Origin of the sequence: Streptomyces mangrovisoli (assembly GCF_000974985.2) — a bacterium.
GTDB lineage: Bacteria > Actinomycetota > Actinomycetes > Streptomycetales > Streptomycetaceae > Streptomyces > Streptomyces mangrovisoli.
Window position 1 is genome coordinate 1 of sequence record NZ_LAVA02000062.1, and the last position, 24,485, is coordinate 24,485.

At 73.4% G+C, this 24,485-nt stretch carries 20 protein-coding genes and 2 pseudogenes; 14 read left to right on the plus strand and 8 right to left on the minus strand.

What is annotated here, in order from left to right:
- Window positions 1–59: 59 nt before the first annotated feature.
- Entirely contained in the window at window positions 60–1,400 is a 1,341-nt protein-coding gene (gene allB / locus WN71_RS24765) for an allantoinase AllB (protein WP_046592720.1), read from the minus strand.
- 227 nt (window positions 1,401–1,627) lie between these two features.
- Between allB and WN71_RS24770 the strand changes: the two genes are divergently transcribed.
- Entirely contained in the window at window positions 1,628–2,422 is a 795-nt protein-coding gene (locus tag WN71_RS24770; RefSeq protein ID WP_046592721.1) for an IclR family transcriptional regulator, read from the plus strand.
- A 122-nt stretch (window positions 2,423–2,544) separates the two neighbouring features.
- Here the strand turns inward: WN71_RS24770 and WN71_RS24775 are convergent, their stop codons facing one another.
- The gene (locus tag WN71_RS24775) at window positions 2,545–2,859 is read right to left on the minus strand and encodes a DUF5955 family protein (protein WP_046592722.1); all 315 of its coding nucleotides are present in this window, start codon (window positions 2,857–2,859) and stop codon (window positions 2,545–2,547) included.
- 187 nt (window positions 2,860–3,046) lie between these two features.
- Between WN71_RS24775 and WN71_RS24780 the strand changes: the two genes are divergently transcribed.
- Both WN71_RS24780 and aceB read left to right on the plus strand, forming a co-directional pair.
- The gene (locus WN71_RS24780; RefSeq protein WP_046592723.1) at window positions 3,047–3,667 is read left to right on the plus strand and encodes a nucleotidyltransferase family protein; all 621 of its coding nucleotides are present in this window, start codon (window positions 3,047–3,049) and stop codon (window positions 3,665–3,667) included.
- A gap of 237 nt (window positions 3,668–3,904) precedes the next feature.
- The gene (gene aceB / locus WN71_RS24785) at window positions 3,905–5,530 is read left to right on the plus strand and encodes a malate synthase A (RefSeq protein WP_046592724.1); all 1,626 of its coding nucleotides are present in this window, start codon (window positions 3,905–3,907) and stop codon (window positions 5,528–5,530) included.
- Between the two features lie 97 nt (window positions 5,531–5,627).
- Here aceB and WN71_RS24790 read toward each other — a convergent pair whose 3' ends face one another.
- The 3 genes from WN71_RS24790 to WN71_RS24800 form a co-directional block, all read right to left on the minus strand.
- Window positions 5,628–5,903 carry an Rdx family protein gene (locus WN71_RS24790; protein ID WP_046592725.1) on the minus strand — a complete coding sequence of 92 codons (276 nt, stop codon included), beginning with the start codon at window positions 5,901–5,903 and terminating at the stop codon, window positions 5,628–5,630.
- On the minus strand, window positions 5,900–6,805 hold the full coding sequence (locus WN71_RS24795; RefSeq protein ID WP_046592726.1) for a HipA family kinase: 906 nt from the start codon (window positions 6,803–6,805) through the stop codon (window positions 5,900–5,902). Before WN71_RS24795 ends, WN71_RS24790 begins: the two co-directional genes overlap by 4 nt.
- 116 nt (window positions 6,806–6,921) lie before the next feature.
- A complete protein-coding gene (locus WN71_RS24800; RefSeq protein WP_046591101.1) occupies window positions 6,922–8,424 on the minus strand; it encodes an IucA/IucC family protein in 1,503 nt (500 codons plus the stop codon).
- A gap of 199 nt (window positions 8,425–8,623) precedes the next feature.
- On the opposite strand from WN71_RS24800, the gene WN71_RS24805 reads away from it, so the two are divergent.
- From WN71_RS24805 to WN71_RS24815, 3 genes are read left to right on the plus strand one after another with little or no spacing between them, the layout of a single operon-like run.
- The gene (locus WN71_RS24805) at window positions 8,624–10,180 is read left to right on the plus strand and encodes an IucA/IucC family protein (RefSeq protein WP_046591102.1); all 1,557 of its coding nucleotides are present in this window, start codon (window positions 8,624–8,626) and stop codon (window positions 10,178–10,180) included.
- 9 nt (window positions 10,181–10,189) lie between these two features.
- On the plus strand, window positions 10,190–11,452 hold the full coding sequence (locus tag WN71_RS24810; protein WP_046591103.1) for a VWA domain-containing protein: 1,263 nt from the start codon (window positions 10,190–10,192) through the stop codon (window positions 11,450–11,452).
- Window positions 11,452–12,279, plus strand: coding sequence for a hypothetical protein (locus WN71_RS24815; protein WP_046591134.1), 828 nt, complete (start codon window positions 11,452–11,454; stop codon window positions 12,277–12,279). The genes WN71_RS24810 and WN71_RS24815 overlap by 1 nt, the downstream gene beginning before the upstream one ends.
- A gap of 163 nt (window positions 12,280–12,442) precedes the next feature.
- Here WN71_RS24815 and WN71_RS24820 read toward each other — a convergent pair whose 3' ends face one another.
- Window positions 12,443–13,075 carry a winged helix-turn-helix transcriptional regulator gene (locus WN71_RS24820; protein WP_046591104.1) on the minus strand — a complete coding sequence of 211 codons (633 nt, stop codon included), beginning with the start codon at window positions 13,073–13,075 and terminating at the stop codon, window positions 12,443–12,445.
- Window positions 13,076–13,162: 87 nt separating this feature from the next.
- Between WN71_RS24820 and WN71_RS24825 the strand changes: the two genes are divergently transcribed.
- The 5 genes and pseudogenes from WN71_RS24825 to WN71_RS24845 all read left to right on the plus strand — a co-directional run bounded on the left by WN71_RS24825 (window position 13,163) and on the right by WN71_RS24845 (window position 16,744).
- Window positions 13,163–14,371, plus strand: coding sequence for a pyridoxal phosphate-dependent aminotransferase (locus WN71_RS24825; protein ID WP_046591105.1), 1,209 nt, complete (start codon window positions 13,163–13,165; stop codon window positions 14,369–14,371).
- 21 nt (window positions 14,372–14,392) lie between these two features.
- Entirely contained in the window at window positions 14,393–14,992 is a 600-nt protein-coding gene (locus WN71_RS24830; protein WP_046591106.1) for a histidine phosphatase family protein, read from the plus strand.
- Between the two features lie 102 nt (window positions 14,993–15,094).
- Window positions 15,095–15,313: pseudogene (locus WN71_RS42865) on the plus strand (hypothetical protein); the annotation flags it as partial.
- A gap of 513 nt (window positions 15,314–15,826) precedes the next feature.
- Window positions 15,827–16,228: pseudogene (locus tag WN71_RS24840) on the plus strand (hypothetical protein); the annotation flags it as partial.
- A gap of 93 nt (window positions 16,229–16,321) precedes the next feature.
- Window positions 16,322–16,744, plus strand: coding sequence for an acyl-CoA thioesterase (locus WN71_RS24845; RefSeq protein ID WP_046591107.1), 423 nt, complete (start codon window positions 16,322–16,324; stop codon window positions 16,742–16,744).
- A gap of 88 nt (window positions 16,745–16,832) precedes the next feature.
- Here the strand turns inward: WN71_RS24845 and WN71_RS24850 are convergent, their stop codons facing one another.
- On the minus strand, window positions 16,833–17,234 hold the full coding sequence (locus WN71_RS24850) for a winged helix-turn-helix transcriptional regulator (RefSeq protein ID WP_079178082.1): 402 nt from the start codon (window positions 17,232–17,234) through the stop codon (window positions 16,833–16,835).
- 83 nt (window positions 17,235–17,317) lie between these two features.
- Here WN71_RS24850 and WN71_RS24855 point away from each other — a divergent pair, with 83 nt between their 5' ends.
- The 3 genes from WN71_RS24855 (at window position 17,318) to WN71_RS24865 (ending at window position 22,946) form a co-directional block, all read left to right on the plus strand.
- The gene (locus tag WN71_RS24855; protein WP_046591109.1) at window positions 17,318–18,823 is read left to right on the plus strand and encodes an MFS transporter; all 1,506 of its coding nucleotides are present in this window, start codon (window positions 17,318–17,320) and stop codon (window positions 18,821–18,823) included.
- 430 nt (window positions 18,824–19,253) lie between these two features.
- A complete protein-coding gene (locus WN71_RS24860; RefSeq protein ID WP_046591110.1) occupies window positions 19,254–22,280 on the plus strand; it encodes a glycosyl hydrolase in 3,027 nt (1,008 codons plus the stop codon).
- Window positions 22,281–22,343: 63 nt separating this feature from the next.
- A complete protein-coding gene (locus WN71_RS24865) occupies window positions 22,344–22,946 on the plus strand; it encodes a 3'-5' exonuclease family protein (protein ID WP_046591111.1) in 603 nt (200 codons plus the stop codon).
- A 21-nt stretch (window positions 22,947–22,967) separates the two neighbouring features.
- Here the strand turns inward: WN71_RS24865 and WN71_RS24870 are convergent, their stop codons facing one another.
- Complete coding sequence (locus WN71_RS24870; RefSeq protein ID WP_046591112.1) at window positions 22,968–24,335, minus strand: nucleobase:cation symporter-2 family protein; 1,368 nt, start codon at window positions 24,333–24,335, stop codon at window positions 22,968–22,970.
- Between the last annotated feature and the right edge of the window lie 150 nt (window positions 24,336–24,485).

A 24,485-nucleotide genomic window follows, 5' to 3' on the forward strand; every position in this document is an offset into this window, starting at 1 on the left:
GGTGTGGGTGCGGGTCGGGGTGTGGGAGCCGTGCCGGTCGTCCCCTGCCGGGTGCGGTCTCAGGTCGTACGGCTCAGCAGGTGCCCCCTCGGAGCCGTGAACTCGCCGTCGGCGAACACGCGTTCGCCCCGCAGCCAGGTCGACCGCACGACGCCGTACAGCGTCTTGCCGGCGTACGCCGTGACGCGGTTGCGGTGGTGCAGGGCGGCCGGGTCCACGGTGAAGGTCTCGTCAGGGGCGAGGACGGCGAAGTCGGCGTCGTGGCCCGGCGCGATGGCGCCCTTGCGGCCGTCGAGGCCGACCAGCCGCGCGGTGTGCGCGGACATCCAGCGCACCACGTCCTCCAGTCCGTGCCCGCGGCGGCGGGCCTCGGTCCACACCGCGGCCAGGCTGAGCTGGAGGCCGGAGATGCCGCCCCAGGCGGTGGCGAAGTCGTCGGTCTTGAGGTCGGCGGTCGAGGGCGAGTGGTCGGTGACCACGCAGTCGATGGTGCCGTCCGCGAGCGCCTGCCACAGCAGGTCCTGGTTGGCGGCCTCGCGGATGGGCGGGCAGCACTTGAACTCGCTCGCGCCGTCCGGGACTTCCTCGGCGGTGAGGGTCAGGTAGTGCGGGCAGGTCTCCACCGTGACGGCCACCCCGTCGGCCTTGGCGGCGGCGATCAGGGGCAGGGCGTCGCTGGAGGAGAGGTGCAGCACGTGCACCCGGGCGCCGAGCCGCCGGGCGTGCTCGACGAGCCGGGCGATCGCCGTGTCCTCCGCGTCGCGCGGGCGGGAGGCCAGGAAGTCGGCGTACTTCGGGCCGGGGCGGTGCGGGGCCGCGTCCAGGTGGCGGGGGTCCTCGGCGTGCACGATGAGCAGCCCGCCGAACCCGGCGATCTCGGCCATCGAGCGGGCGAGCTCGTCGTCGTCGAGGTGGGGGAACTCCTCCACGCCCGAGGGCGACAGGAACGCCTTGAAGCCGAAGACCCCGGCCTCGTGCAGCGGGCGCAGGTCGCCGGTGTTGCCGGGCAGGGCGCCGCCCCAGAAGCCGACGTCGACATGCGCCTTGTCCGCGGCGGTCTTCTGCTTGATCCGCAGATGCTCGACCGTGGTGGTCGGCGGCAGGGAGTTGAGCGGCATGTCGACGAGGGTGGTGATGCCGCCGGCCGCCGCCGCGCGGGTCGCGGTCCAGAAGCCCTCCCACTCGGTGCGGCCGGGGTCGTTGACGTGCACGTGGGTGTCGACCAGGCCGGGCAGCAGCACGTCCTCGCCCAGGTCCACCAGGCGCGCGCCCGCGGGGATCGGGGTGTCGTACGGCAGTACGGCCGCGATCGTGCCGCCGGACACCGCGACCACGGCGGCCCGTGTCCCTTCAGGGGCGATGACCCGCCGCGACCGCAGGACCAGCTCTGTGTCGGACACCCGGACCCCTCTCTCCGCCGGCGCTTCACGTCCGGGAAACGGGATTTACTTCCACGTAACGGAATTCAACTTTCTGTTGAAGGAGTCTTCACTCCCGCCTTCGCGCCGTCAAGGGCACACTGCTGTACAGCCTGCCCCGCGCGCACACTCTGGACGTTTCCACAAGGCGAAATTACAATTCCGTAGAGCAGAATGTAGGGACGCACCATCGTCGAAAGGAACGCGCCGTGCCGACGTCCAGCGCCAGCACCAACGGCTCCGCCCGGTCCTCCGGCGGCGGTGGCGTCCAGTCCCTCGAGCGCGCCTTCGACCTGCTGGAGCGGATGGCGGACGCGGGCGGCGAGGTCGGTCTGAGCGAGCTGTCGGCGAGCAGCGGGCTGCCGCTGCCCACCATCCACCGTCTGATGCGCACGCTGGTGGCCTGCGGCTACGTACGCCAGCAGACCAACCGGCGGTACGCGCTCGGCCCCCGTCTGATCCGGCTCGGCGAGTCCGCCTCCCGGCTGCTCGGCACCTGGGCGCGGCCCTGTCTCGCGCGACTGGTCGAGGAGACCGGCGAGACGGCGAACATGGCACTGCTCGACGGCGACGAGATCGTCTATGTCGCCCAGGTGCCGTCCAAGCACTCCATGCGGATGTTCACCGAGGTCGGGCGGCGCGTGCTGCCGCATTCCACGGGGGTCGGCAAGGCCCTGCTGGCCACCACGCCCGACCACGAGGTGCGCGCCCTGCTGGCCCGCACGGGGATGCCCGCCGCCACGGAGAAGACGATCACCACGCCCGACGGCTTCCTCGCGGCGCTGGCGGACGTGCGGCGGCTCGGTTACGCGGTCGACGACAACGAGCAGGAGATCGGGGTCCGTTGCCTCGCGGTCCAGGTCCCGGACTCCCCCACGGCCGCCGCGATCTCCATCTCGGGCCCGGCGGGCCGGGTCACGGAGGAGGCCGTCGAACGGATCGTGCCGGTGCTCCAGCAGATCGCGGTGGAGCTGTCACAGGCCCTGGCGGGCGCGGGAAGCTAGGAGAGACACCGGCGGGCGCGGGAGGCCAGAAGAGACACCTGCGGGCGCGGGAAGACCAGAAGAGACACCTGCGGGCGCGGGAGGCCGGAAGACACCCCGGCACGAGCGTGGTTGACGGTACGTCACCTGCGCGGCGGTTCGCCGAACAGCTCGACCGCCGCGCGCACGTCCGCGAGGCCGCGGGCGAGGGCGCTGACCGAGCCGATGGAGCCGGCGATCAGCAGTAACGAGCGGCGCAGACGCGGGATCTCGGGGGCGCCGCCCATGGCCATCGCGGCCAGCGCGGCGAGTTCGTCCTCGGCGATGCCGCGGTCGGGGAACTCGGCCGGGTGAGCGGCGAGTTCACGGCGTAACCGGGACACGGCGGACCGCAGTTCCGCCACTCTCGGGTCCTCGTCACTGCCGGTCACTGACCTCTGCCCCACGCTCCGCAACACAGCTCTCCCCCCGCGCACGCCCTTGTGCGCACCGTCGTGGTGAACCCGCCCGGTGCCCCGTGGCGCTGGTCGGACGCCGGGGACGCGGGTCAGTAAACGCCACCTCGTGCGGAAAGCGCCACCGGGCGGACCGAAATTCAGTCCCGGGAATCCGCGCCACCGCCGTGCGGTCAGGTATGCAGGAGTCATGACCGAAGAGAAGGCGGACGAAAAGGGCGGAGTCCGGCAGGTCGCCGGGGTGCTGCTCGCGGCGGGCGGGGGACGGCGGCTCGGCGGCCGGCCCAAGGCGCTGCTGCCGCACCGCGGGCGGCCCCTGGTGGAGCACGCGGTGGGGGCCCTGCGGGCCGCGGGGTGCGCGCCGGTGCACGTGGTGCTCGGGGCGGCCGCCGACGCCGTACGGGAGTCGGCGGACCTCGCGGGCTGCGTCGTCGTGGACAACCCCGACTGGCGGGAGGGCATGGGCGGTTCGCTGCGGGCCGGGCTCGACTCGCTGGCCGGCTCCGGCGCGTCGGCCGCGCTCGTGCTGCTGGTGGACCAGCCCGGGATCGGGGCCGCGGCGGTGGCGCGGGTCGCCGGGCGCGGCGGGTCGCGGGAGTCGCTCGTGGCCGCCGCGTACGACGGCGAGCGGGGGCATCCGGTGCTGTTCGGGTCGGCCCACTGGGCCGGGATCGCCGCCCTCGCGCACGGGGACCAGGGGGCGCGCGCCTACCTGCGGGCCCATGCGGACCGGCTGGAACTGGTGGAGTGCGCGGACGTGGCGGAGCCGTACGACATCGACACCGAGGAGGACCTGGGCCACCTTGAGTGAACCAGGTGGCACCGAGAGCTTGAGTGAACCAGGTGGCACCGAGAGCCACTCCGGCTCGCCGCGGAGGGTCTCGACATCAACAAATCATTGAACTTCCACCATGAGGAAACTACTATCCACTGTTCAGAAGCGTCGTGCCGTGCCGCAGGGCTTGCCGGGCCGTTTCCGGGCACCTGGCATCCCGTGCCAGCGCGTACGCACCCCAGCTCGCCAGCTCGCTGAAGGAAGTGACCGCTCATGTCCGCACCAGCGCCGTCCCCGCTGGCCCTCGTCGACGCCGAGCCCCTGCCCCGGCAGGAGGAGATCCTCACGGACGCGGCGCTCGCCTTCGTGGCCGAGCTGCACCGGCACTTCACACCGCGCCGTGACGCCCTGCTCGCCCGCCGCGCCGAGCGCCGCGCCGAGATCGCCCGCACGTCGTCGCTCGACTTCCTGCCGGAGACCGCCGCGATCCGCGCGGACGACTCCTGGCGGGTGGCCCCGGCGCCCGCCGCGCTGAACGACCGGCGGGTGGAGATCACCGGCCCCACCGACCGCAAGATGACGGTCAACGCGCTGAACTCCGGCGCCCGGGTCTGGCTCGCGGACTTCGAGGACGCCTCCGCCCCCACCTGGGAGAACGTCGTCGGCGGCCAGCTGAACCTGAAGGACGCCTACGCCCGCGCCATCGACTTCACCGACCCCGCGTCGGGCAAGTCGTACGCCCTGCGCCCGGACGAGGAGCTGGCGACCGTCGTCATGCGGCCGCGCGGCTGGCACCTGAACGAGCGGCACCTCGTCGACGCCGACGGCGTCCAGGTGCCGGGCGCGCTCGTCGACTTCGGGCTCTACTTCTTCCACAACGCGCGGCGGCTGCTCGACCTCGGCAAGGGCCCGTACTTCTACCTGCCGAAGACCGAGTCGCACCTCGAGGCCCGGCTGTGGAACGACGTGTTCGTCCTCGCCCAGGACCTGCTCGGCATCCCGCAGGGGACCGTCCGCGCCACCGTCCTGATCGAGACGATCACGGCCGCCTACGAGATGGACGAGATCCTCTACGAACTCCGCGACCACGCCTCCGGGTTGAACGCGGGCCGCTGGGACTACCTGTTCTCCATCGTGAAGAACTTCCGGGACGGCGGGGTCAAGTTCGTCCTGCCGGACCGCAACGCGGTCACGATGACGGCGCCGTTCATGCGCGCGTACACCGAACTCCTCGTGCGCACCTGCCACAAGCGCGGCGCGCACGCGATCGGCGGGATGGCCGCGTTCATCCCCTCGCGGCGCGACGCCGAGGTCAACAAGGTCGCCTTCGAGAAGGTCCGCGCCGACAAGGACCGTGAGGCGAACGACGGTTTCGACGGCTCCTGGGTCGCCCACCCCGACCTGGTGCCGCTCGCCATGGAGTCCTTCGACCGGGTCCTCGGCGACAAGCCGAACCAGAAGGACCGGCTGCGCGAGGACGTCGAGGTCAAGGCGGGCGACCTGCTCGCGGTCGACTCCCTGGAGGCGAAGCCGACCTACGCCGGTCTGGTCAACGCCGTGCAGGTGGGCATCCGTTACATCGAGGCGTGGCTGCGCGGCCTCGGCGCGGTCGCCATCTTCAACCTGATGGAGGACGCGGCCACCGCGGAGATCTCCCGCTCGCAGATCTGGCAGTGGATCAACGCGGGTGTCGTCCTCGACAACGGCGAGCTGGTCACCGCCGACCTCGCGCGCCGGGTCGCGGCCCGCGAACTCGCCGACATCCAGGAGGAGATCGGCGCGGAGGCGTTCGCCGCCGGGCACTGGCAGCAGGCCCACGACCTGCTGCTGACCGTGGCGCTGGACGAGGACTACGCGGACTTCCTGACGCTGCCGGCGTACGAGCAGCTGAAGGGCTGACGCCCCTCGGCGGCGCCTCCGGCAACGCGCACCGCGCTCACGCGGCGCGTGACCCGGTCACGCGCGGCGGGGTCCGCCCACGCGCCGCCGCAGCCGCTCACGCGCCGCGGTCCGAGTGGCCCAGGGATCTGCCCGGGGCCACTCGGTCGCGTACGGCCTGCTTCACGGCCGTGGGCTCGGGGAAGCCCTGCTCCCTGCGGTCCCAGACCACCTCGTCGTCGACGCGGACGACGAAGACGCCGCCGGTGCCGGGCTTGAGCGACAGCTCGTCCAGTTCCGTCTCGAACGTGGTGAGCAGCTCCTGCGCCAGCCAGGCCGCGCGCGGCAGCCACCGGCACTGGGTGCAGTACTCGATCTGGACCTTCCCGGTCATCCCAGGTGCACCGACCAATCCTGTTCTGCGGCCGGTTCGCCGTGCAGGTCGGGAACCCGCTTCAGCCACTTCGGCCGGCTCGCTTCGGTCCGCGCCGCCTTGATCGCGTTCTCGGCGGCGAGCTCCTCCCGGGTGGGGAAGTCGGTGGGCAGCCAGCGCGCGGAGGCCCGCACGCGGGCGTGGAGATACGCCACATACGCCTCCCGCGCCAGGTCCGGCGTGGGGAAGTCGGTGAGCCAGGCGTCGGGCACCTCGGCGACGACGGCGCGCAGCAGCTCCTCGGTCACCTTCGGCGCGAGTTCGGCGTCGGCGGCGCGCACGTCGGGGCCGTAGTGGCCGAGGGCGTGGTGGCGGAAGTCGTAGACCTTCTCGGGGTCGGCGCCGTCCCAGCGGTGGTGGAAGACGAGCGCGGCACCGTGGTCGATGAGCCACAGGCGGGGCGGCACCGTGCCGAGGGTCGGCCAGACCAGCAGGTTGGAGCTGTGGACCGTGCGGTCCACGTTGACGGTGAGGGCGTCGAGCCAGACGATCCGGCCGGCCTCCACCGGGTCGACGGGGAAGTGCCGGGCGAGGTCGGGCGTGAAGTCGCGCGCGCCCGAGAGGTAGTCCATGCCGAGGTTGAGGCCGCCACTGGCCGCGTGCAGGTCGCGGACCTCCTGGTGGGGCTCGTCGGCGGCGATCGCGGGGTCGAAGTGGACCAGGACCAGTTCGGGGAAGCGCAGCCCGAGGGCGCGCGCCAGCTCCCCGACGATCACCTCGGCCACCAGCGCCTTGCGGCCCTGCGCGGAGCCGGTGAACTTGACGACGTACGTGCCGAGGTCGTCGGCCTCGACGACCCCGGGAACGGAGCCGCCGGACCGCAGAGGGGTCACGTATCGAACAGCAGTCACGTCGCGCAGCACACCCGCAAGGGTAAGTCAGCGCCCGGACCGGGACGGGCGGCGGTCGGGCACGGGCCCGCTCCGCGCGGGCGGGTGGGCTGAGCCGGCGGGCAGGTCGGGGGCGCGGGCGGGTGGGTTCAGCCGGCGAGCGGGTTGGGCAGCGGCAGGTAGCGGGCGTCCGCGCCGTCCGCGCCGGTCCAGCGCAGCAGCAGGTTGGTCTTGCCGGGCAGGGTGGGCGCGGTGAGCAGGGCGGCGGCCTCGGGGAGGTCGCGGTGGCGGGCCAGGGCGCGGCGCGCGGCGGGCCACGGGTCGAGCCCGGGGTGGTGCTCGGCGAGGGCGGCGGCGATCTCGGTGAGGTGGTTGACGACCAGGCAGTACACCAGCCGCTCCCACCCGGCGGCCCGGGAGACGTCCGGCAGCAGCTTGACGCCCTCGGCGTCGCGGAACAGCGCCTGCACGGGGGTGCCGGCCGCGTCGACCGCGACCAGCGTGTTCTGGAGATGTGCCTCCAGTACGACGCCGTGGTCCGCGAACGCGGTGAGGGCCGGGGGGACCACCTGGCGCAGATACGCCTCCCACCAGGCGGCCGGGTCGGCGGTGGCGGCGAGCGGATTGCCCGCGAACCCCTCGGCGAGGGCGGCGGCGAGCAGCGGGGTCGCCCCGGGCACCAGGTGGTCGCGGACTCCGTCGCGGACGACGACGGCGAGTTCCTCGAAGGCGAAGCCCGCGGTGCGGTAGCCGCGGTCGCTCAGCCAGGCGGCGGGGGCGGGGCCGGCGCTCAGGGCGGCGGCCGCGGCCGCGTCGGTGCGGCGCAGCTTCAGCAGGTCGTGCCGCCACAGCCGGCGGATGTCGTTGGTGATGCGCACGTCGAGGCTGAATTTCAGGTGGAGGTCGGGCCCGGGAGCGTACAGAGTGCGGATCGCGGCCGTCGGCCACGCCGGGAAGGCGGCGGGGCCGAGGCGCACCAGGCGGCCGTCCGCGAACGCGGGGGCGAGGTCCCGGCCGACGAGTTCGAGCTGCCAGGGGTGGGCGGGCAGCAGCCGGTAGCCGGGCGGCGCGGCGCCGAGGGCGTCCAGCGCGCGGACGTCGCCCTCCTCGACGACCGTGTCCTCGCGCACGCCGAGCAGCACCGGCGGGAAACTGGTGTGGGCCTCGGGGGCGTACGGCAGCCAGGCCGTGACGGGTCCGCCGCCGCGGGCCTTGGGAGCGGGATGGCAGGGGTGACCGGTGACGAGGGACTGCTCCGAGCGTCGGTACGGGTCCTCGGGGACGGGGGTGCGGGCCCGTGCGGCGAGCAGCGCGGCGACGGCGGCGCGACTGTCGGCCATCTCGACGGGCAGTTCGTCGTTGGCCAGGCCGGTGTCTTCGCGCAGCTCGTCGGCGACGAGTTTCACCAGGTCGGCGTGGGTCAGCGGGTGCCAGCGCCCGTCGGTGCGCAGCTCGGGGTCGGCGGGGCGGCGCGCGCCGCGCACCCGCAGCAGCCGGCCACTGCCCGGCAGCCGGTACTCGCGCAGGTCGCCGGTGCGCGCGTGCGGCCGGGCGACCTCCCGCAGCAGGCAGTTGAGCAGGGGCGCTGCCGCGTACGCGTCGGCACTCCGTCCGGCGTCGTCGCTGGTGGGCATCGGGTCCACGCGGTCCATTCGTCGTGCGGCCACTCGGGGCGGTCATGATCAGTATGTCTGGCACGGTGGACGGCCGTGACCGGTTCCCGGGCCGTTGCCGGTTCCCGGGCCGCGACCGGTTCGGAGGCCGTCACCGGGGCGGGGGCCGCGACCGTTCGCCTCCCGTGGCCGGGCGCCCGTAGTGCCTCATCCGTCCCGTACCCCGAGGAGCCCGAGCGTGCACCGTTTTCCTTCCGTCGAGGCGCAGGTCGCCGCCGAGCTGGCCGAGGTGCGGCCGGATCTGCTGCCCGCGTACACGGACGGGCTGCCCGGCGCCCGTTGCGCCGTGCTGACCCGGCTGTGGCGCGGGCTCGCCCATGAGCCGCTGCCGTGGGTGACCCGCAGGGTCGAGGAGGCGCGGGGGCTCGCGCTGCGGCTCGCCGACGGCCGGTCGCTGCACGGCCCCCGGGCGGATCCTTACGCGACCGGCGACCTGGTGGGCGCGGTCCTGCTCGACGGGGTGGCGTACGCGGACCCGGCGCGGCTGATGACGGACCTGCGGGTGCCGCACGGCGCCGGGTTCGCCGCCGAACTGGCGCACAGCGTGGCGTCGTCGGCGCTGTCCCGGGCGAACCAGCCGGCCGGCGTCGCGCCCTGGCCGGGTGCCGGCCGGGACTGGGAGTGGGAGCAGCGGGTCGTGGACGGGCATCCGTTCCACCCCGGGTGCCGTTCCCGGATCGGCTTCTCGGTGGCCGAGCAGCTCGCCTACGGCCCCGAGCACCGGCCGGTCGTCGCCCTGGGAGCGGTGGCCGCGCCCGAGGAGGACTGCCTGGTGTCGGGGGTGTGGCCGGAGCATCTGCGCGACGGTGGACGGCTGTTGATCCCGGTACACCCCTGGCAGGCGGCCCACGTGCTGAAGCAGCCGACCGACACCGGGCGGCCCGCCGGGGGCGAAGCGGGCGGCGGGGGCCTCTCCGCGCATCCGTTGATGTCGTTGCGTACGCTCGCGCTCCCCGGGGGGACGCACGTGAAGACCGCGCTGAGCGCCCGGTTGACGTCGTCGGTCAGGGACATCTCGGTCGGTTCGGTACAAGCGTCCGCCGTGCTCTCGGAGTTCGGCGAGGTGCTGGCCGCGCGCTCCGGCGGACTGCTGCACGTCACCCGCACGCTGGGTGCGGCCACCACGGGCTCCCCCGACCTCGCGGCCGTACTGCGCGAGTCTCCGCAGGCGTACGCGGGGGCGGGCGAGCACGTGGTGCCGGTGGCCGCCCTCGCCACCACCGAACTCCCGCGATCGGGGGCCTGGTTGGCGGACTTCACGCGGCTCGCGCTGACGGCGGGGCTGCGACTGCTCGAACTGGGCGCGGCGCTGGAGGCGCACGGCCAGAACCTGCTGGTGGTGCTCTCCGGCACCGGGCGGCCGCTGCGGCTGGTCTACCGCGATCTGGCCGACATCCGGGTCAGCCCGGCCCGGCTCGCCGCACACGGCATCGAGGTGCCGCGGCTGCCGGAGCGGATCGTCACGGACGACGTACGGGCCCTGCGGCGCAAGCTGTTCGGCTCGCTGGTGGCGGGCGCGCTGGCGACCACGGCCGCTTCGGGACCGGCGCTGCGCGCGGCGCTCGCCGCCGTGGCGGGCGATCTGCCGCGCACCCCCGATCTCGCCGCGCTGCTCGAAGAGCCGCTGCCCGTCAAGGCGTTGACGCTGATGCGGCTGTCGCCGGACGTCCCCGGCGACCAGTGGACGACGCTGCCCAACCCGCTCGTTTTGAAGCCGGACGCCTTCGATCACTAGGATCCGGCGATGATCAGAACACAACGGCTGGCGGCGGGCGTCTGCGCCCTGCTCGCCGCCCTGACGGCCGGGCTCGCGTTCCCTGCCACGGCGACCGCCGACGAGACGGACACGCAGGCAGCCCCCAAGGTCGAACTCGTCCTGGACGTCAGCGGTTCGATGAGCGCCCGGGACATCGACGGCGGCAGCCGGATGGCGGCGGCGAAGCAGGCGTTCGACGAGGTGCTCGACGCCACGCCGGAGGGTGTGCAGCTCGGCATACGCACCCTCGGCGCCAACTACCACGGCAACGACCGCAAGACGGGGTGCAAGGACACCGCTCAGCTCTACCCGGTGGGCACGCTGGACCGCACCGAGGCGAAGACCGCGGTGGCGACGCTGTCACCCACCGGCTGGACGCCGATCGGACCGGCCCTGGAGAAGGCGGCCGACGACCTCCAAGGCGGTGACGGCACCCGCCGTATCGTCCTGATCAGCGACGGCGAGGACACCTGCCAGCCGCTGGACCCGTGCGAAGTGGCCCGGGAGATAGCCGCGAAGGGCGTCGGGCTGACCATCGACACCCTCGGCCTGGTCCCGGACGCCAAGACCCGCGAGCAGCTCAGCTGTATCGCGGACGCCACCGGCGGCACCTACACGGACGTGCAGCACAAGAAGGAACTCAGCGACCGCGTGGGCCAGTTGGTGGATCGCGCGGCCGACCCGGTGGTCACCCCGGTGGCCACCGAGGGCACCGGCCAGTGCTCCGACGCGCCCTCGCTGAAGTCCGGCCTGTACACGGACCGCGAGGAGTTCGGCCAGCAGCGCTGGTACAAGGTGGAGGTCAACCCCGGCCAGGAGCTGCGCGCTTCGGTCAGCGTCGCCGACGACCGGGCGGTCAACCCGTCGTACGGCGTGCTGCTGCGGGCGGTGACCCAGCACGGCCGGGAGATCGTGCGCGGCGAGGCGGACGGTGACGGCCGTACCGACGTCGTCTCGACGGGCCTGCGCTACCCGAAGGCGGAGGGCGACGACGACACGCCCGCCGAGACGGTGTGCCTGGAGGTCACCAACTCCTTCTCCCCCGCCACGGGGGTGAAGACCACGCCGGGTCTCCCGCTGGAGATGACCGTGGACGTGGTGGACGGCCCGGACCAGGCGAGCGACGTGGCCTCCTTCGGCCTCGGCCGGGGCTGGTGGCTGCTGGGCGCCCTGGTGCTGACCGGCTTCGTCGCCGGTCTGCTGTGGGGCTGGGTGTCGCGCTGGCGGGTCGCGGTCTGGAGGACCAACTGATGAAGTTCACAAGAATCCTGGGCACGGCCCTGCTGGCCGTCGGGCTGGCGGCGGGTCCCGCCGTCGCCGACTCCTCCCCTTCCGCGTCGCCGAGTTCGTCGGACGACTCCAAGGCGCCCACCGAGGCGGGTACGTCGTTCCGTACGGCGGCGGAGATGGACCAGGGCGTCGACGCCACCGCCGGCGCCTCCACGGGTGACTACCTGTACTGGTCGTTCGCCGCCGACGCGGGCCAGCGCCCCACCGTCAAGGCGACGGTCGACCTGCCGGACAAGCACACCGCGCAGACCTGGCAGATCGACGTGTACGACGGGCTGCGGCGCCGCCAGGCCTGCCAGTACGGCGCGCAGACCCGCGCGGCGGCCGAGGGCGCGACCTCGGTCGAACTGACCTGTGTCCTGCGCACGGTGCGGGCCTGGTCCGAGCAGTGGTCCGACGACCCGCTGCCGGGCACGTACTACATCCGGCTGACCGTCGTGGATCTCGCCGACTCCGACCTGGGCCTCCCGGTGAGCGCCAAGGTCCATGTCGACTCCAAGGACGTCGGCGGCTCGGCCGCGGTGGACGGCTCGCTGGCGAAGCCGCTGGTGCCGGGCATCGCGGTCACGTCGGCGTCCGGGGACGACGACTCCGCGGACGAGGACTCCTCCACCAAGGGCGCGGTGCTCTCCGCGATCGAGCCCGACGACGGCTGGTCCTCCGGCTGGTGGTCCGACCGCTGGGTGTGGACCGGCATCGGCGGCGTCCTCGCCGCGCTCGCGGGCATCGGCGGCTACGCGCTGACCCGCGGGCACGGGCGGCCGTACCGGGTGCCGCCGGGCGCGTGACGCCGTAGTCCGACGGGTCCTACGAACTGTCGGACGACACACAGGGGCCGACCTGCAGGGGCCGGCGCACAGGGGCCGTCGCATCGACCGATGCGGCGGCCCTTCTTCGATGCGGCCGCCCTTCGCGATGCGGCTGCCGTTCGCCGATGGGGCGCCGCCCGCGTCACCCGTCGCGCAGCGCCTTGGCGAGGGTGCCCTCGCCGGTCACCTCGACCCGGCCCGTCCGCGTCGCCTCGCGGAGGCTCAACTCCCCTCGCCCGACGGCCTCGCAGGTCGCCGGGTCGAGGGTGAGCCGGGCGTCCGGGGCGGCGGGGGCGGGCCCGTCGCCGTAGACCGGGCCCTCGGCCGCCCCGACGTGGACGTGGAACTCGCCTTCCTGCAGGCCGACTTCGACCAGTCCCCGGCCCTCGCGCTCCAGGTCCCGCAGCAGCGGGAGCGCGAACCAGTGCGCCCGCACCGCGTCCGTGGGCCGCCGCTCGCCCAGCTCGGCCGCGCCCCACTCCCCCAGCGCCTGCACGACGGGCAGCAACCGCCGCCCGCGCTCGCTGAGTTCGTAGACGTGCGCGACGCCCGGCGGGGGCAGCCGGCGCCGGGTCGCCAGTCCGTCGCGCTCCATGTCCTTCAGCCGCGAGGCGAGCACGTCCGTGCTGACGCCCGGCAGATCGGCGTGCAGGTCCGTGTAGCGGCGGGGCCCTGCGAGCAGCTCCCGGACGATCAGCAGGGTCCAGCGGTCGCCCACGACGTCGAGGGCGCGGGCGGCGGAGCAGTACTGGTCGTAGCTTCGGCGAGGTGGCATGCGACGCAGTCTAGACAAGACGTTGGACTTTCCAAGCTCGGACTTGGTAAAACCAAGTAACACCAGATACCGGAGGGGAATCGGCGCATGGAGTTCCGGCAGTCGAGCAAACTGAGCGAGGTCTGCTACGAGATCCGCGGTCCGGTCATCGAGCAGGCGGACGCCCTGGAGGCGGCGGGCCACAGCGTGCTGCGCCTGAACACCGGCAATCCGGCGGCGTTCGGCTTCGAGGCGCCGGAGGAGATCCTCCAGGACATGATCCGGATGCTGCCGCAGGCGCACGGCTACACGGACTCGCGCGGGGTCCTCTCCGCCCGCCGGGCCGTGGCGCAGCGCTACCAGAGCCTGGGCCTGGAGGTCGGCGTCGACGACGTGTTCCTCGGCAACGGCGTCTCCGAACTGGTGTCGATGGCGGTGCAGGCGCTGATCGAGGACGGCGACGAGATCCTCATCCCCGCACCGGACTTCCCGCTGTGGACGGCGGTCACCACGCTGGCCGGCGGCAAGGCGGTGCACTACCTCTGCGACGAACAGGCCGAGTGGTACCCGGACCTGGACGACATGGCCTCGAAGATCACCGACCGGACCAAGGCCGTCGTCATCATCAACCCCAACAACCCCACGGGCGCGGTCTATCCGAAGGAGATCGTCGAGGGCATCCTCGATCTCGCCCGCCGGCACGGGCTCATGGTGTTCGCCGACGAGATCTACGACCAGATCCTGTACGACGACGCCGTGCACCACTCCGCCGCCGCGCTCGCCCCCGACCTGGTCGTGCTGACCTTCTGCGGGCTGTCGAAGACCTACCGGGTGGCGGGCTTCCGCTCCGGCTGGCTGGTGGTGACCGGCCCCCGGCAGCACGCGCGCGACTATCTGGAGGGGCTGACCATGCTCGCCTCCATGCGGCTGTGCGCCAACGCGCCCGCGCAGTACGCCATCCAGGCCGCGCTCGGCGGCCGCCAGTCCATCCGCGAACTGACCGCGCCCGGCGGCAGGCTGCACGAACAGCGCACGGTGGTCTGGGAGAAGCTCAACGAGATCCCCGGCGTGTCGTGCGTGAAGCCGAAGGGCGCGCTGTACGCCTTCCCGCGCATCGACCCCAAGGTGCACCCGATCCACGACGACGAGAAGTTCGTCCTGGACCTGCTGCTGCGGGAGAAGATCCAGGTCGTCCAGGGCACCGGCTTCAACTGGCCGACGCCCGACCACTTCCGCATCCTGACCCTGCCGCACGCGGACGACCTGGAGGCGGCGATCGGGCGCATCGGGCGGTTCCTGAGCGGGTACCGGCAGTAGCCCGGACGTACCCTGTGCCCCATGGGTGATCTTTTCCTGGTTCGGCACGGCGAGACCGAGTGGTCGCGATCCGGACGGCACACCGGCTGGACGGACGTGCCGCTCACCGAGCGCGGCCGGGAGGAGGCGCGCCGCCTGGTGCCGCTGATCCGCTCGCACCGGATCGGGGCGGCGTTCGTCAGCCCCTCGCAGCGGGCGCGGGAGACCGCGCAGCTGATCGGGGTGGACGACGCACGGGTCGACACCGACCTGCGGGAGTGGGACTACGGCGGCTACGAGGGCGTCACCACGATGGAGATCCAGCGCTCGCGGCCCGGGTGGTTCCTCTTCGACGACGGGGTCGCACCCGGACCGCCCGAGCACCCCGGGGAGACCCCGGCGCAGGTCGGGGAGCGCGCCGACCGGATGCTGGGCAAGGTCGACGCGGCGCTCGCCAACACCGAGGGCGTCGTGCTGCTGGTGGCGCACGGGCACTTCCTGCGGGTGCTGACGGCCCGGCGGCTGGGGCTCGCGCCGTCGGCGGGCGCGCACTTCCTGCTGGCGACCGGAACGCTGTGCCGGCTGAGCACCGAGCACGGGCGGCCGGTGATCGCCGGCTGGAATGTCAGACCCACGCCGTAACCTCGAAGAGGCCGTCGGGGGACGGCTCGGGACCGGCCCGACGCGCGAGCGGACGGGGCCTTCGCGGCGGGCGCTCCCGGGGACGACGGGGAGGTGCACGCCATGACACGACCGCCGACCGCCACGCAGTGGCGCGTCATCGACGCGGCCGATCCGGTGACGGGGCTGCTGCGGGGGACGCCGGCGCAGCTCGCCGCGCTGGTGCGGCGGGGCCTCGCCTTCCGCCATCCGCGACCGCCGCACGACCACTTCCTGACGCCTGCGGGACATCGGATCCGGGAGGCGGGTCCCTCGAACGCCGCGGCGGGGGGTGAGGCGCCCGGGTCCCGGGCGGACCCGCGCGCGACGGCCGGAACGGGCGGCCGGGCCCGCACGGACGGCCCGCACCACTCCGACACCCTCGACGCACACGGCACGGAAGCGCTCTGGACGCAGGACACCGAAGCCGCGGGTACGCACGGCGCCGCGGCGGGCGGCGCCCGGACCGGCGGCCGGACCACCCCGCACGCGGACGAGCGCGCCGCGGGCGAAGCGATCCGGGACCAGGGCGGCGGGGGCGGCCGACCCGGTGGCGGCGCGTGGCCTGGCGAGGGCGGTCGGTCCGGCGGCGGTGACCGGCCCGGTGCCGGTGATCGGTCCGGCGGGAGCGACCGGTCCGGCGGGGGCGGTCGGTCCGGGGGCAGCGCATGGCCTGACAGGAGCGGTCGGTCCGGCGGCGGTGACCGGCCCAGTGCCGGTGATCGGCCCGGCGGGAGCGACCGGTCCGGTGGCGGCGCGCGGTCCGGCGGGGGCGGGCGGTCCGGCGGCGGTGACCGGCCCGGGGGCGGCGAGCGCGGTGTGTTCGCGGCGCGTGTCGGTGGTGAAGACGGTGGGGGCGACGGGCCCGGGCGGGTGCGGGAGGTGTACAGCGCCTGGCAGGGGCTGCTCGAACTGCGCCGGATGACCAATCCGGACGGCGCCACGGACCGGCCCTGCGGCTGGGAACGGACGCATCTGATGCGGGCGGCCGCGCTCGCCCTGGAGGCGGCCGGGCACCGTCCCGCCGGAGCCGACGGCGACGACGGATACCGGGTGCGCGCCACACCGCAGCCGGAGGCGGTCGCCGTGCACGCGCCCACGGTCGAGGCGCTGCGGGCCTGCGCCGCCACCCTGGAGAGCGCGGGCTGGCAGACCGGGGAGCACGCGGAGCCGCGCGGCAGAACGCGCTATCTCCTGGCATCGCCGCGCCGGGCCTGAACGCGTGCCAAGATCGGTTGCGAACCGGAACGACCTCAACATGAGCACACGCACGCGCCAACGGACGCGAGCCGTGCGCGAGAAGGGAAAGCCGTGGCCGAACCGTTTTCCGTCCGGGTGACCGTCCGAGGGTACGAGACGGACGTCCAGGGACATCTGAACCAGGCGGTGTACCTCAACTACGCGGAGCACGCCCGCTGGACGCTGCTCAGGGCGGCCGGCGTCGGCCAGTCGCGGCTGATCTCCCGGGGCGTGGGTCCCGTGGCGCTGGAGACGACGATCCGGTACAAACGCGAACTGCTCGCGGGCGACGAGGTCGACGTGACCTGCGAGTTCGAGTGGAGCGGGGGCAAGGTGTTCCACATCCGGCAGGAGATCCGCAAGACGGACGGAACCGTGGCGGCCGAGATCGTCGCGACCGGCGGCGTGATGGACCTCGAACAGCGCAAGCTGGTCGCCGACCCGAGGGAGATCTTCAAGGAACTGGCGGACGACCTCAGCCTGTTCGGGCTGTAGAGCCGGTCCGGGCGTCCCGGACCACCCGGTCCCGCCCGGACCACCCAGTTCCGCCCGGGACGCCCGGTTCCGCCCGGGACGCCCGGACCTACCCGTCGACCAACTCCGGCCGGTGCTCCGTGTCGTAGGCCGCCCGCGCGTTCGCGATGTACACCCGGTTGCGCTCGGCCCAGTCGGTGAGGCGTTGCAGGGTCTCGTTCAATTCGTGGGCGACCGGCGTGAGTTCGTACTCCACCTTCGGCGGCACGGTCGCGTAGACGGTGCGCTTGACCAGTCCGTCGCGCTCCAGGTTGCGCAGGGTGAGGGTCAGCATCCGGCGGCTGATGCCCTCGATGCCGCGCTCCAGTTCGGTGAAGCGGACCGGCCCGTGCGCGGCCGCCACCAGGATCTGCACGCTCCATTTCCCGGACACCCTGTCAAGAACTTCCCGGACCGGGCACGCGTGCGCGTTCACTGCCTGGACGGTAACACCGGTGTTCCTCTGGGACATCGGACTGCCTCCTTACGGCCTCCTCCCATGGTCACTCACGATGTACCCCGTTACAAGTCGTGCACCATGAGGAGGCCGCTGCCATGCCGACCACCGTCGCGCCCCGCGCGAAAGCACCCGCGCCGAGCCGAACGTACTCCCGCTGGGCCGCCCTCGTCGTGCTGTGCGCGGGCACGCTGATGACGATCCTGGACGGCAACATCGTCACGGTCGCCATGCCCGCCATCCAGAGCGACCTGGGCTTCAGCGCACCGGGCCTGGCCTGGGTGGTCAACGCCTACCTGATCCCGTTCGGCGGGCTGCTGCTCCTGGCCGGGCGGCTCGGCGACCTGGTCGGCGGGCGGCGGATGTTCGCCACCGGGCTCGCCGTGTTCACCGCCGCCTCGGTGCTGGCCGGCACGGCCGGCGGCCAGGGCACGCTGATCGCGGCGCGTGCGCTCCAGGGCGTCGGCGGGGCGATGACGGCGGCCGTGGTGCTCGGGATGCTGGTGGCGCTCTTCCCCGAGCCGCGCGAACAGGCCCGCGCCATCGCGGTGTTCAGCGCGGTCGGCGCGGCGGGCGGAGCCCTCGGCACCTTTCTCGGCGGGGCGCTGACCCAGGCTGTCGGATGGCACTGGATCTTCCTGATCAACCTCCCGATCGGCGTCGCCGCCTGGGTCGCGGCCCTGCGGGTGCTCGCCCCCGACCGGAGCACGGGGGCCGGCAGGGGCCCGGAGACCGGTGACGGATCAAAGAGCGACAGCGGGCCGGACAACGGGGCCGGCGCCGGGCGCGGCAAGGGCGCGGACTTCCCCGGCGCCGCGCTGATCACGGGCGCGCTGATGCTCACGGTGTACGTGATCGTGGGCGCCGGCGACCGGGACCCGGGCGGGACCGCGCTGCTCGCCGCGCTCGCCCTCGCGCTGTTCGCCGCGTTCACCGTGCGCCAGGCGCGGGCCGCCCGACCGCTGCTCCGGCTGCGGCTGTTCCGGTCCCGGGAGCTGACCGGCGCCAACGCGGTGCAGGTCCTGATGATCGCGACGATGTACGGATTCCAGTACATCGGGGCGCTGTATCTCCAACGCGTGCTCGGCTACAGCGAGTTGGCGACGGGTACGGCGTTCCTGCCCGCGCCGGTGGCGATCGGACTGCTGATGCTCGGCCTGTCGGCGCGGGTGGTCGGCCGGTTCGGCGGCTACCGGGTGCTGCTGGCCGGGCTGGCGCTGATCACCGCGGGGATGGCGCTGCTCGGCCGCGCGCCCGCCGACGGGTCCTACGTCGGCGACGTACTGCCGCCGCTGCTGCTGCTCTCCCTGGGGTTCGCGGCGGCCATGCCGGCGCTGACCGGCCTCGCGATGTCGGGGGTCCAGGACGAGGACGCGGGCCTCGCCTCGGGCCTGTTCAACACCACGCAGGTGGTCGGCGGTTCCCTGGGACTGGCGGCCCTGACCACGCTGGCCGCCGCTCGCACCGGCCATCTGGTCGACGGGGGCTCGGAGTTGGTCCCGGCCACGGCGGACGGGTACCGGCTGGCGTTCCGCGTGGCGACGGTGATCGCGGTGCTGGCCCTCGCCCTGGCGGCGACGGCCCTGCGCCCACGGCACGACTGAAACGCCGCGCATTCCGAGCACCGCGCACCCCGACCAACCCCAGAAGGACCCGCCCGCCGCCCGAAGTCCGGGCGGCGGGCGCTCCTCATCCCCGGCGGTGGGCGCCCCTCCTCCGGACGGCGGGCGCTCCTCCCGCGGACGGCGGGCACCCCTCCTCCGGACGGCGCGCACGCCCTGGTCCTCGCGGCGCGCACACCCCCGCCCCCGCACTCGCGGCGCGCACGCCCTCGTCCTCACGGCGCGCACGCCCTCGGCCTCGCGGCGGGCACGCCCCGCCTTGACGGCTCCTCGGCCACTTGAATCGTTGCCATCTACAGTCGCCCCTATTGACCTCCCTTCGCCCCGCGATTTACGGTTCCGGCACGTACAGCGATTGAAACGATTCAATTCCCGTCCGTCGATGGCTACTTGAACTTTTTGGGGCTGACCCATGCACGAGAACCACCCGCAGCGCGGCGGAGTGACCCGTCGGTCGGTGCTCGCCGCCGGTCTCACCACCGGTGTGCTCGCGGCACTCGCTCCGGCGGCGAGTGCCGCCGCCTCCACCGCGAAGACCGTCCCGGCGGGGGCCGCCACCCCGACCGCGAGCTGGTTCGCCGGGCCCGCGAAGGCGGTCCGGCCCCGGTTCCGCTGGTGGTGGCCGGACGGCCTGGTGGACCCGGCCGAGATCGCCCGCGAGATCGACCAGATGGCGGACGCAGGCTTCGGCGGGGCCGAGATCGCGGCCGTGCACCACAGCATCACCGACACCTCGGTGCTCGACACGGCGCACCACGGCTGGGGCAGCACCGCCTGGCAGGACGGGGTGAAGGCCGCGCTGCGCCAGGCGGCGAGACGCGGCCTGACCGTCGACCTCACGCTCGGCCCCAGCTGGCCCGTCGCGGTGCCGGGCGTCACCCCGGACGACGAGGCCGCGGTGAAGGAACTCGCCTACGGCAAGGCCACGGTGACCGGCGGCGCCACCTACGACGGCCCGGTGCCCGCCCCGGTCTACGCGGCCGCCTCCGGCGTCACCGTGCAGAAGCTCTTCGCCGTGCAGGCCGCCCGCGTCAACACCGCCTACTCCAGCGGCAAGGCGACCGGTCTGGACGTGGACAGCGTCACCGACCTGACCGGCCAGGTGTCCGGCTCCACGCTGACCTGGACCCCGCCGGACTCCGCGACCTGGGTCGTCCTGGCGTACTGGCAGCGCGGTTCGGGCCAGCAGCCCGAGGCGGGCCCGCACTCCTCGCCCGCGGCCTACGTCGTCGACCACTTCAGCGCGGCCGGCACCGCCGCCGTCACCCGCCACTGGGACACCGCGATCCTCGACTCCACGCTGCGCAGGCTGCTGAAGGCGGCGGGCGGCGCGTTCTTCGAGGACTCCGTGGAGCTGGAGACCAAGGGCCTGCAGTGGACGCCCGGCCTGCCCGACGCGTTCCGCGCGCACACCGGGCGCGACCTGCTGCCGTATCTCCCGGCCGTGATCCTCGACAACAGCAACCAGATCTTCGCGTTCGAGGCCCGGCTCACCCAGGAGATCCGCCACGACTTCTGGGAGACCGTCTCGAACCTGTTCAACGAGCACCACTTCGAGGCGCTGAAGGCGTGGGCGCACGGGCACGGCATGAAACTGCGCTCGCAGCCCTACGGCCTCCAGACCGACGCCATCGCCACGGCGGCGATCCTCGACATCCCCGAGGGCGAGTCGCTCGGCTTCAAGAACCTCGACGACTACCGCTGCCTGGCCGGCGGCCGCGACATGGCGGGCAGCCGCATCCTGTCCTGCGAGGCCGGGGCGTACGCGGGCGGCGCCTACAACACGACCTGGGACAAGTTCCTGCGCACCATGGGCGGCGCCTACGCGGCGGGCGTCAACCAGACGGTGATCCACGGCTTCTCCTACGCCACCGCGCCGGGCGTCAGCTGGCCCGGCTTCGCCGCGTTCAGCCCGTACAGCGGGGCGCCCGGGTACGGCGAGTCCTGGGGGCCGCGGCAGCCGACCTGGCGCCATGTGCCGCACATCGCGGGCTACTTGGGCCGGGTGCACGAGGTGCTCCAGTCCGGCACCGTCCGCGCGGACGTCGCCGTGTTCCGGCAGACCGGTTACTCCGCGACCGGCATCGGCGCGTCCTGGCTGACCTCGACCGGCGTCCCGCTCGGCTGGACGCACCAGTTCCTGAGCGGTCCGCTGCTCGACCTGCCGTCCGCGAAGGTCGCCGGAAAGCGCCTCGCACCCGACGGACCTAACTACAAGGCGCTGTTCCTCGAAGGCGACTTCTTCTACGGCTCCACGCCGACCCTCGCCGTTCCCGACGCCCGCAAGCTGCTGGCGTTCGCGCGGGCCGGGCTGCCGACCGTGCTGCTCGGCGCCTTCGACCAGGCCCTCACACCCGGTGTCCCGGACACCGACGAGACCACCGAACTGCGGGCGCTGACGGCCCAGTTGCTGGCCCTGCCGAACGTCCGCCAGGTCACCGACAAGACGCTGGTGGGCGCCGCGTTCGCGGACCTGGGCGTGACGTCCGACGTCACCCACTCCGTGTCGTCGACCCTGCTCAACGCCCACCGGGCCACCGACGACGTGGACTTCTACTACTTCTGCAACGGCAAGCACGCCGAGACGGTCAAGCCCGCGGTCGCCGCCATCGACCACGACGTGACCGTGCGCGCCACCGCCCGCAAGGGCTCGGGAACGGTTCCCTACGTGCTGGACCCGTGGACCGGGCGGGTGACCCGGCTCGCGCGGTACACGCAGGACGGCGACGCGTTCACGTTCCGGGTCGCGCTCCAGCCGGGCGAGACGCTCATGGTGGCGCTGGGCCGCCCGGCGCTGTTCGGGGACGGCTCGGGCGCCCGCCCGCACGCGGTCGCCACCGACGCGGACTCCGCGCTGTTCACCGCGGACGGCTCGCTCGCGGTGCGCTCCTCGGCGGCGGGCACCTTCACCACCACCCTGTCCACGGGGCGCAAGGTCACCACCCGGATCGCGGACGTCCCGGCCGCCGTCACCCCGGACCAGTGGACGCTGACCGTGGACGACTGGCAGCCCGGCGCCGACGCGACCAGCACCGAGGTCGTGCACCACACCCTCACGCTGGACGCCCTGCTGCCCTGGTCGCAGATCCCCGAACTGGCCGACGTGGGCGGCATCGGGAACTACCGGACCACGGTCACCCTGCCCGGCACGTGGAACTCCACGACGGGTGCCCTGCTGCGGCTCGGCACCGTCACCGACACCTGCCGGGTCACCGTCAACGGCACCCGGCTCGACCCGGTCGACCGGATCAACCCGGTCGTGGACCTCGGCGGGCATCTGCGCAAGGGCGCCAACACCATCGAGATCGAGGTGGCCACACCGCTGTTCAACCGGCTGCGGATCAGCAACCCGGCCGTCTTCGGCTCGGCGGCCCGGCAGGCGTACGGCCTGGTGGGGCCGGTGCAGCTGGTGCCGTACGTGCAGCAGACGGTCGCCTAGCCGAGGGCCGGCCGGGAGGAAACCGGCGTGCGGGCGGACGCGGTGGGCTGCGATGCTCGTCGTATGTCCGCACGCCGCGTCCGCCCCAGCTGCTACATCTCCGTCGACATCGAGGCGGACGGCCCGATCCCGGGGCCGTACTCCATGCTGAGTCTGGGGGCCGCGGTCGCCGGGACGCACGACGAGCGGGGGTTTGTCGCCGCCGACCCCGAGCGGCAGACCTTCTACCGCGAACTGCGGCCGGTCAGCGAGGATTTCGTGCCCGAGGCGCTGGCGGTGAGCGGTCTCGACCGGGCCCGGCTGGCCGTCGAGGGCGCCGAACCCTCCGTGGCGCTGGCCGAGTTCAGCGCCTGGGCGGTCGAGGCGAGCGCCGGCGCGCAGCCGGTGATGTGCGGCTATCCGGCGTCGTACGACTGGACGTTCCTGTACTGGTACCTGATCCGGTTCACCGGGGCGAGTCCGTTCGGGCACTCGGGCTGTCTGGACCTGAAGACGCTGTACGCGACGAAGGCCCGCCTGCCGCTGCGGGCCGTCGCCAAGGGCACCATGCCCCGTGAACTGCTGTCGCGGCGCCGCCACACGCACCACGCGCTCGACGACGCGATGGAACAGGCGGACCTGCTCGCCAACCTGATGGCGTGGCCCGGTCCCGGCACGCCCTCGTAGGACCGCCGCGACCGGGCCCGGTCAGCGGGCGGCCGCGATCTCCTCCCCCGCCTCCATCGGATGGGTCACGTCCCGGGCGCCGCCGCCCCGCGTCAGGTGGTTGAAGACGAGGTTGAGGGCGACGGCCGTCACGCAGCCGGTGGAGATGCCCGAGTCGAGGACGATCCGCGCGGTCTCGGGGAAGGCGTGGTAGAAGTCCGGCGCGGTGATCGGGACCATGCCGACCGCGAGGGACACAGCCACGATCAGGACGTTGTTGTCCTGGTCGAGGCCGGCCCGGACCAGGGTCTGGATGCCGCTCGCGGCGACCGACCCGAACAGCACGACCCCGGCGCCGCCGAGCACCGGCCGGGGCACCACGGCGATGAGCGAGGCCGCGGCCGGGCACAGGCCCATCAGGACGAGAAAGCCGCCGCCGGTCGCGACGACGAACCGGCTGCGGATGCGGGTCATGGCGACCAGGCCGATGTTCTGCGCGAAGGCGCTGCACATGAACCCGTTGAACAGCGGGCTCAGCGCCGAGCCGAGCGTGTCGGCGCGCAGGCCGGCCGCGATCGTCCGTTCGTCCGCGGGCCGTTCGACGATCTCGCCGAGGGCGAGCATGTCCGCGGTCGACTCGGTCATCGACACCACCATCACCACGCACATGGAGACGATGGCGGCGAGCTGGAAGCGCGGGGCGCCGAAGTGGAACGGCGTCGGGAAGCCGACCAGGTCCGCGTGGGCGACCGGGCCGAAGTCCGTGGCGCCGAACGGGATCGCGATCAGGGTGCCCGCGACCAGGCCGAGCAGTACGGCGATCTGCTTGACGAAGCCGGTGGTGAACCGGCGCAGCACCAGCACCACGAGCAGGGTCAGACCGGCGAGGCCCAGATGGGTCGCCGAGCCGTAGCTCGCCGCGTGGGCGTCGGGGCCCTGGGCCCAGCCGAACGCGACGGGAAGCAGGGACACGCCGATGAGCGTGATCACCGTGCCGGTGACGACCGGTGGGAAGAAGCGCACCGCCCTGCTGAAGTACGGCGCCGCGAGGAAGCCGAGCACTCCGGCGACCATGACGGCGCCGAAGACGATCGGCAGGGCGTCGGACGTGTCGTGGGTGGAGGCGACGATCGCGGTCATGGGGGCGACGCCGGCGAAGGTGACGCCGTTGACGAAGGGCAGCCGGGCACCGATCGGCCCGATGCCGAGTGTCTGGAGGAAGGTGGCGAGGCCCGCGGTGAACAGGCAGGCGCCGGTCAGGAAGGTGAGGTCGGTGCCGGTGAGGCCGATGGCCGCGCCGACGATCAGGGGCGGGGCGACGACACCCGCGTACATCGCGGCCACGTGCTGAAGGCCGGTCGTCGCCATCTTGAGGGCGGGGAGTTTCTCGTCGACGGGGTGGGCGGACACAGCGGCTCTCCTCCGGTCGGGTGCACGTCGTCGTCGACGTGGGGTTCTGGGAGGTGGTGCGTGTGGTCGTGCCGGGAGGCGGCGGGTGACGGTGGGGGCGGCGGGGGGGCAGGTGACCGTGGCGGCGGGTGACGGTGGTGGCCGTTCCGG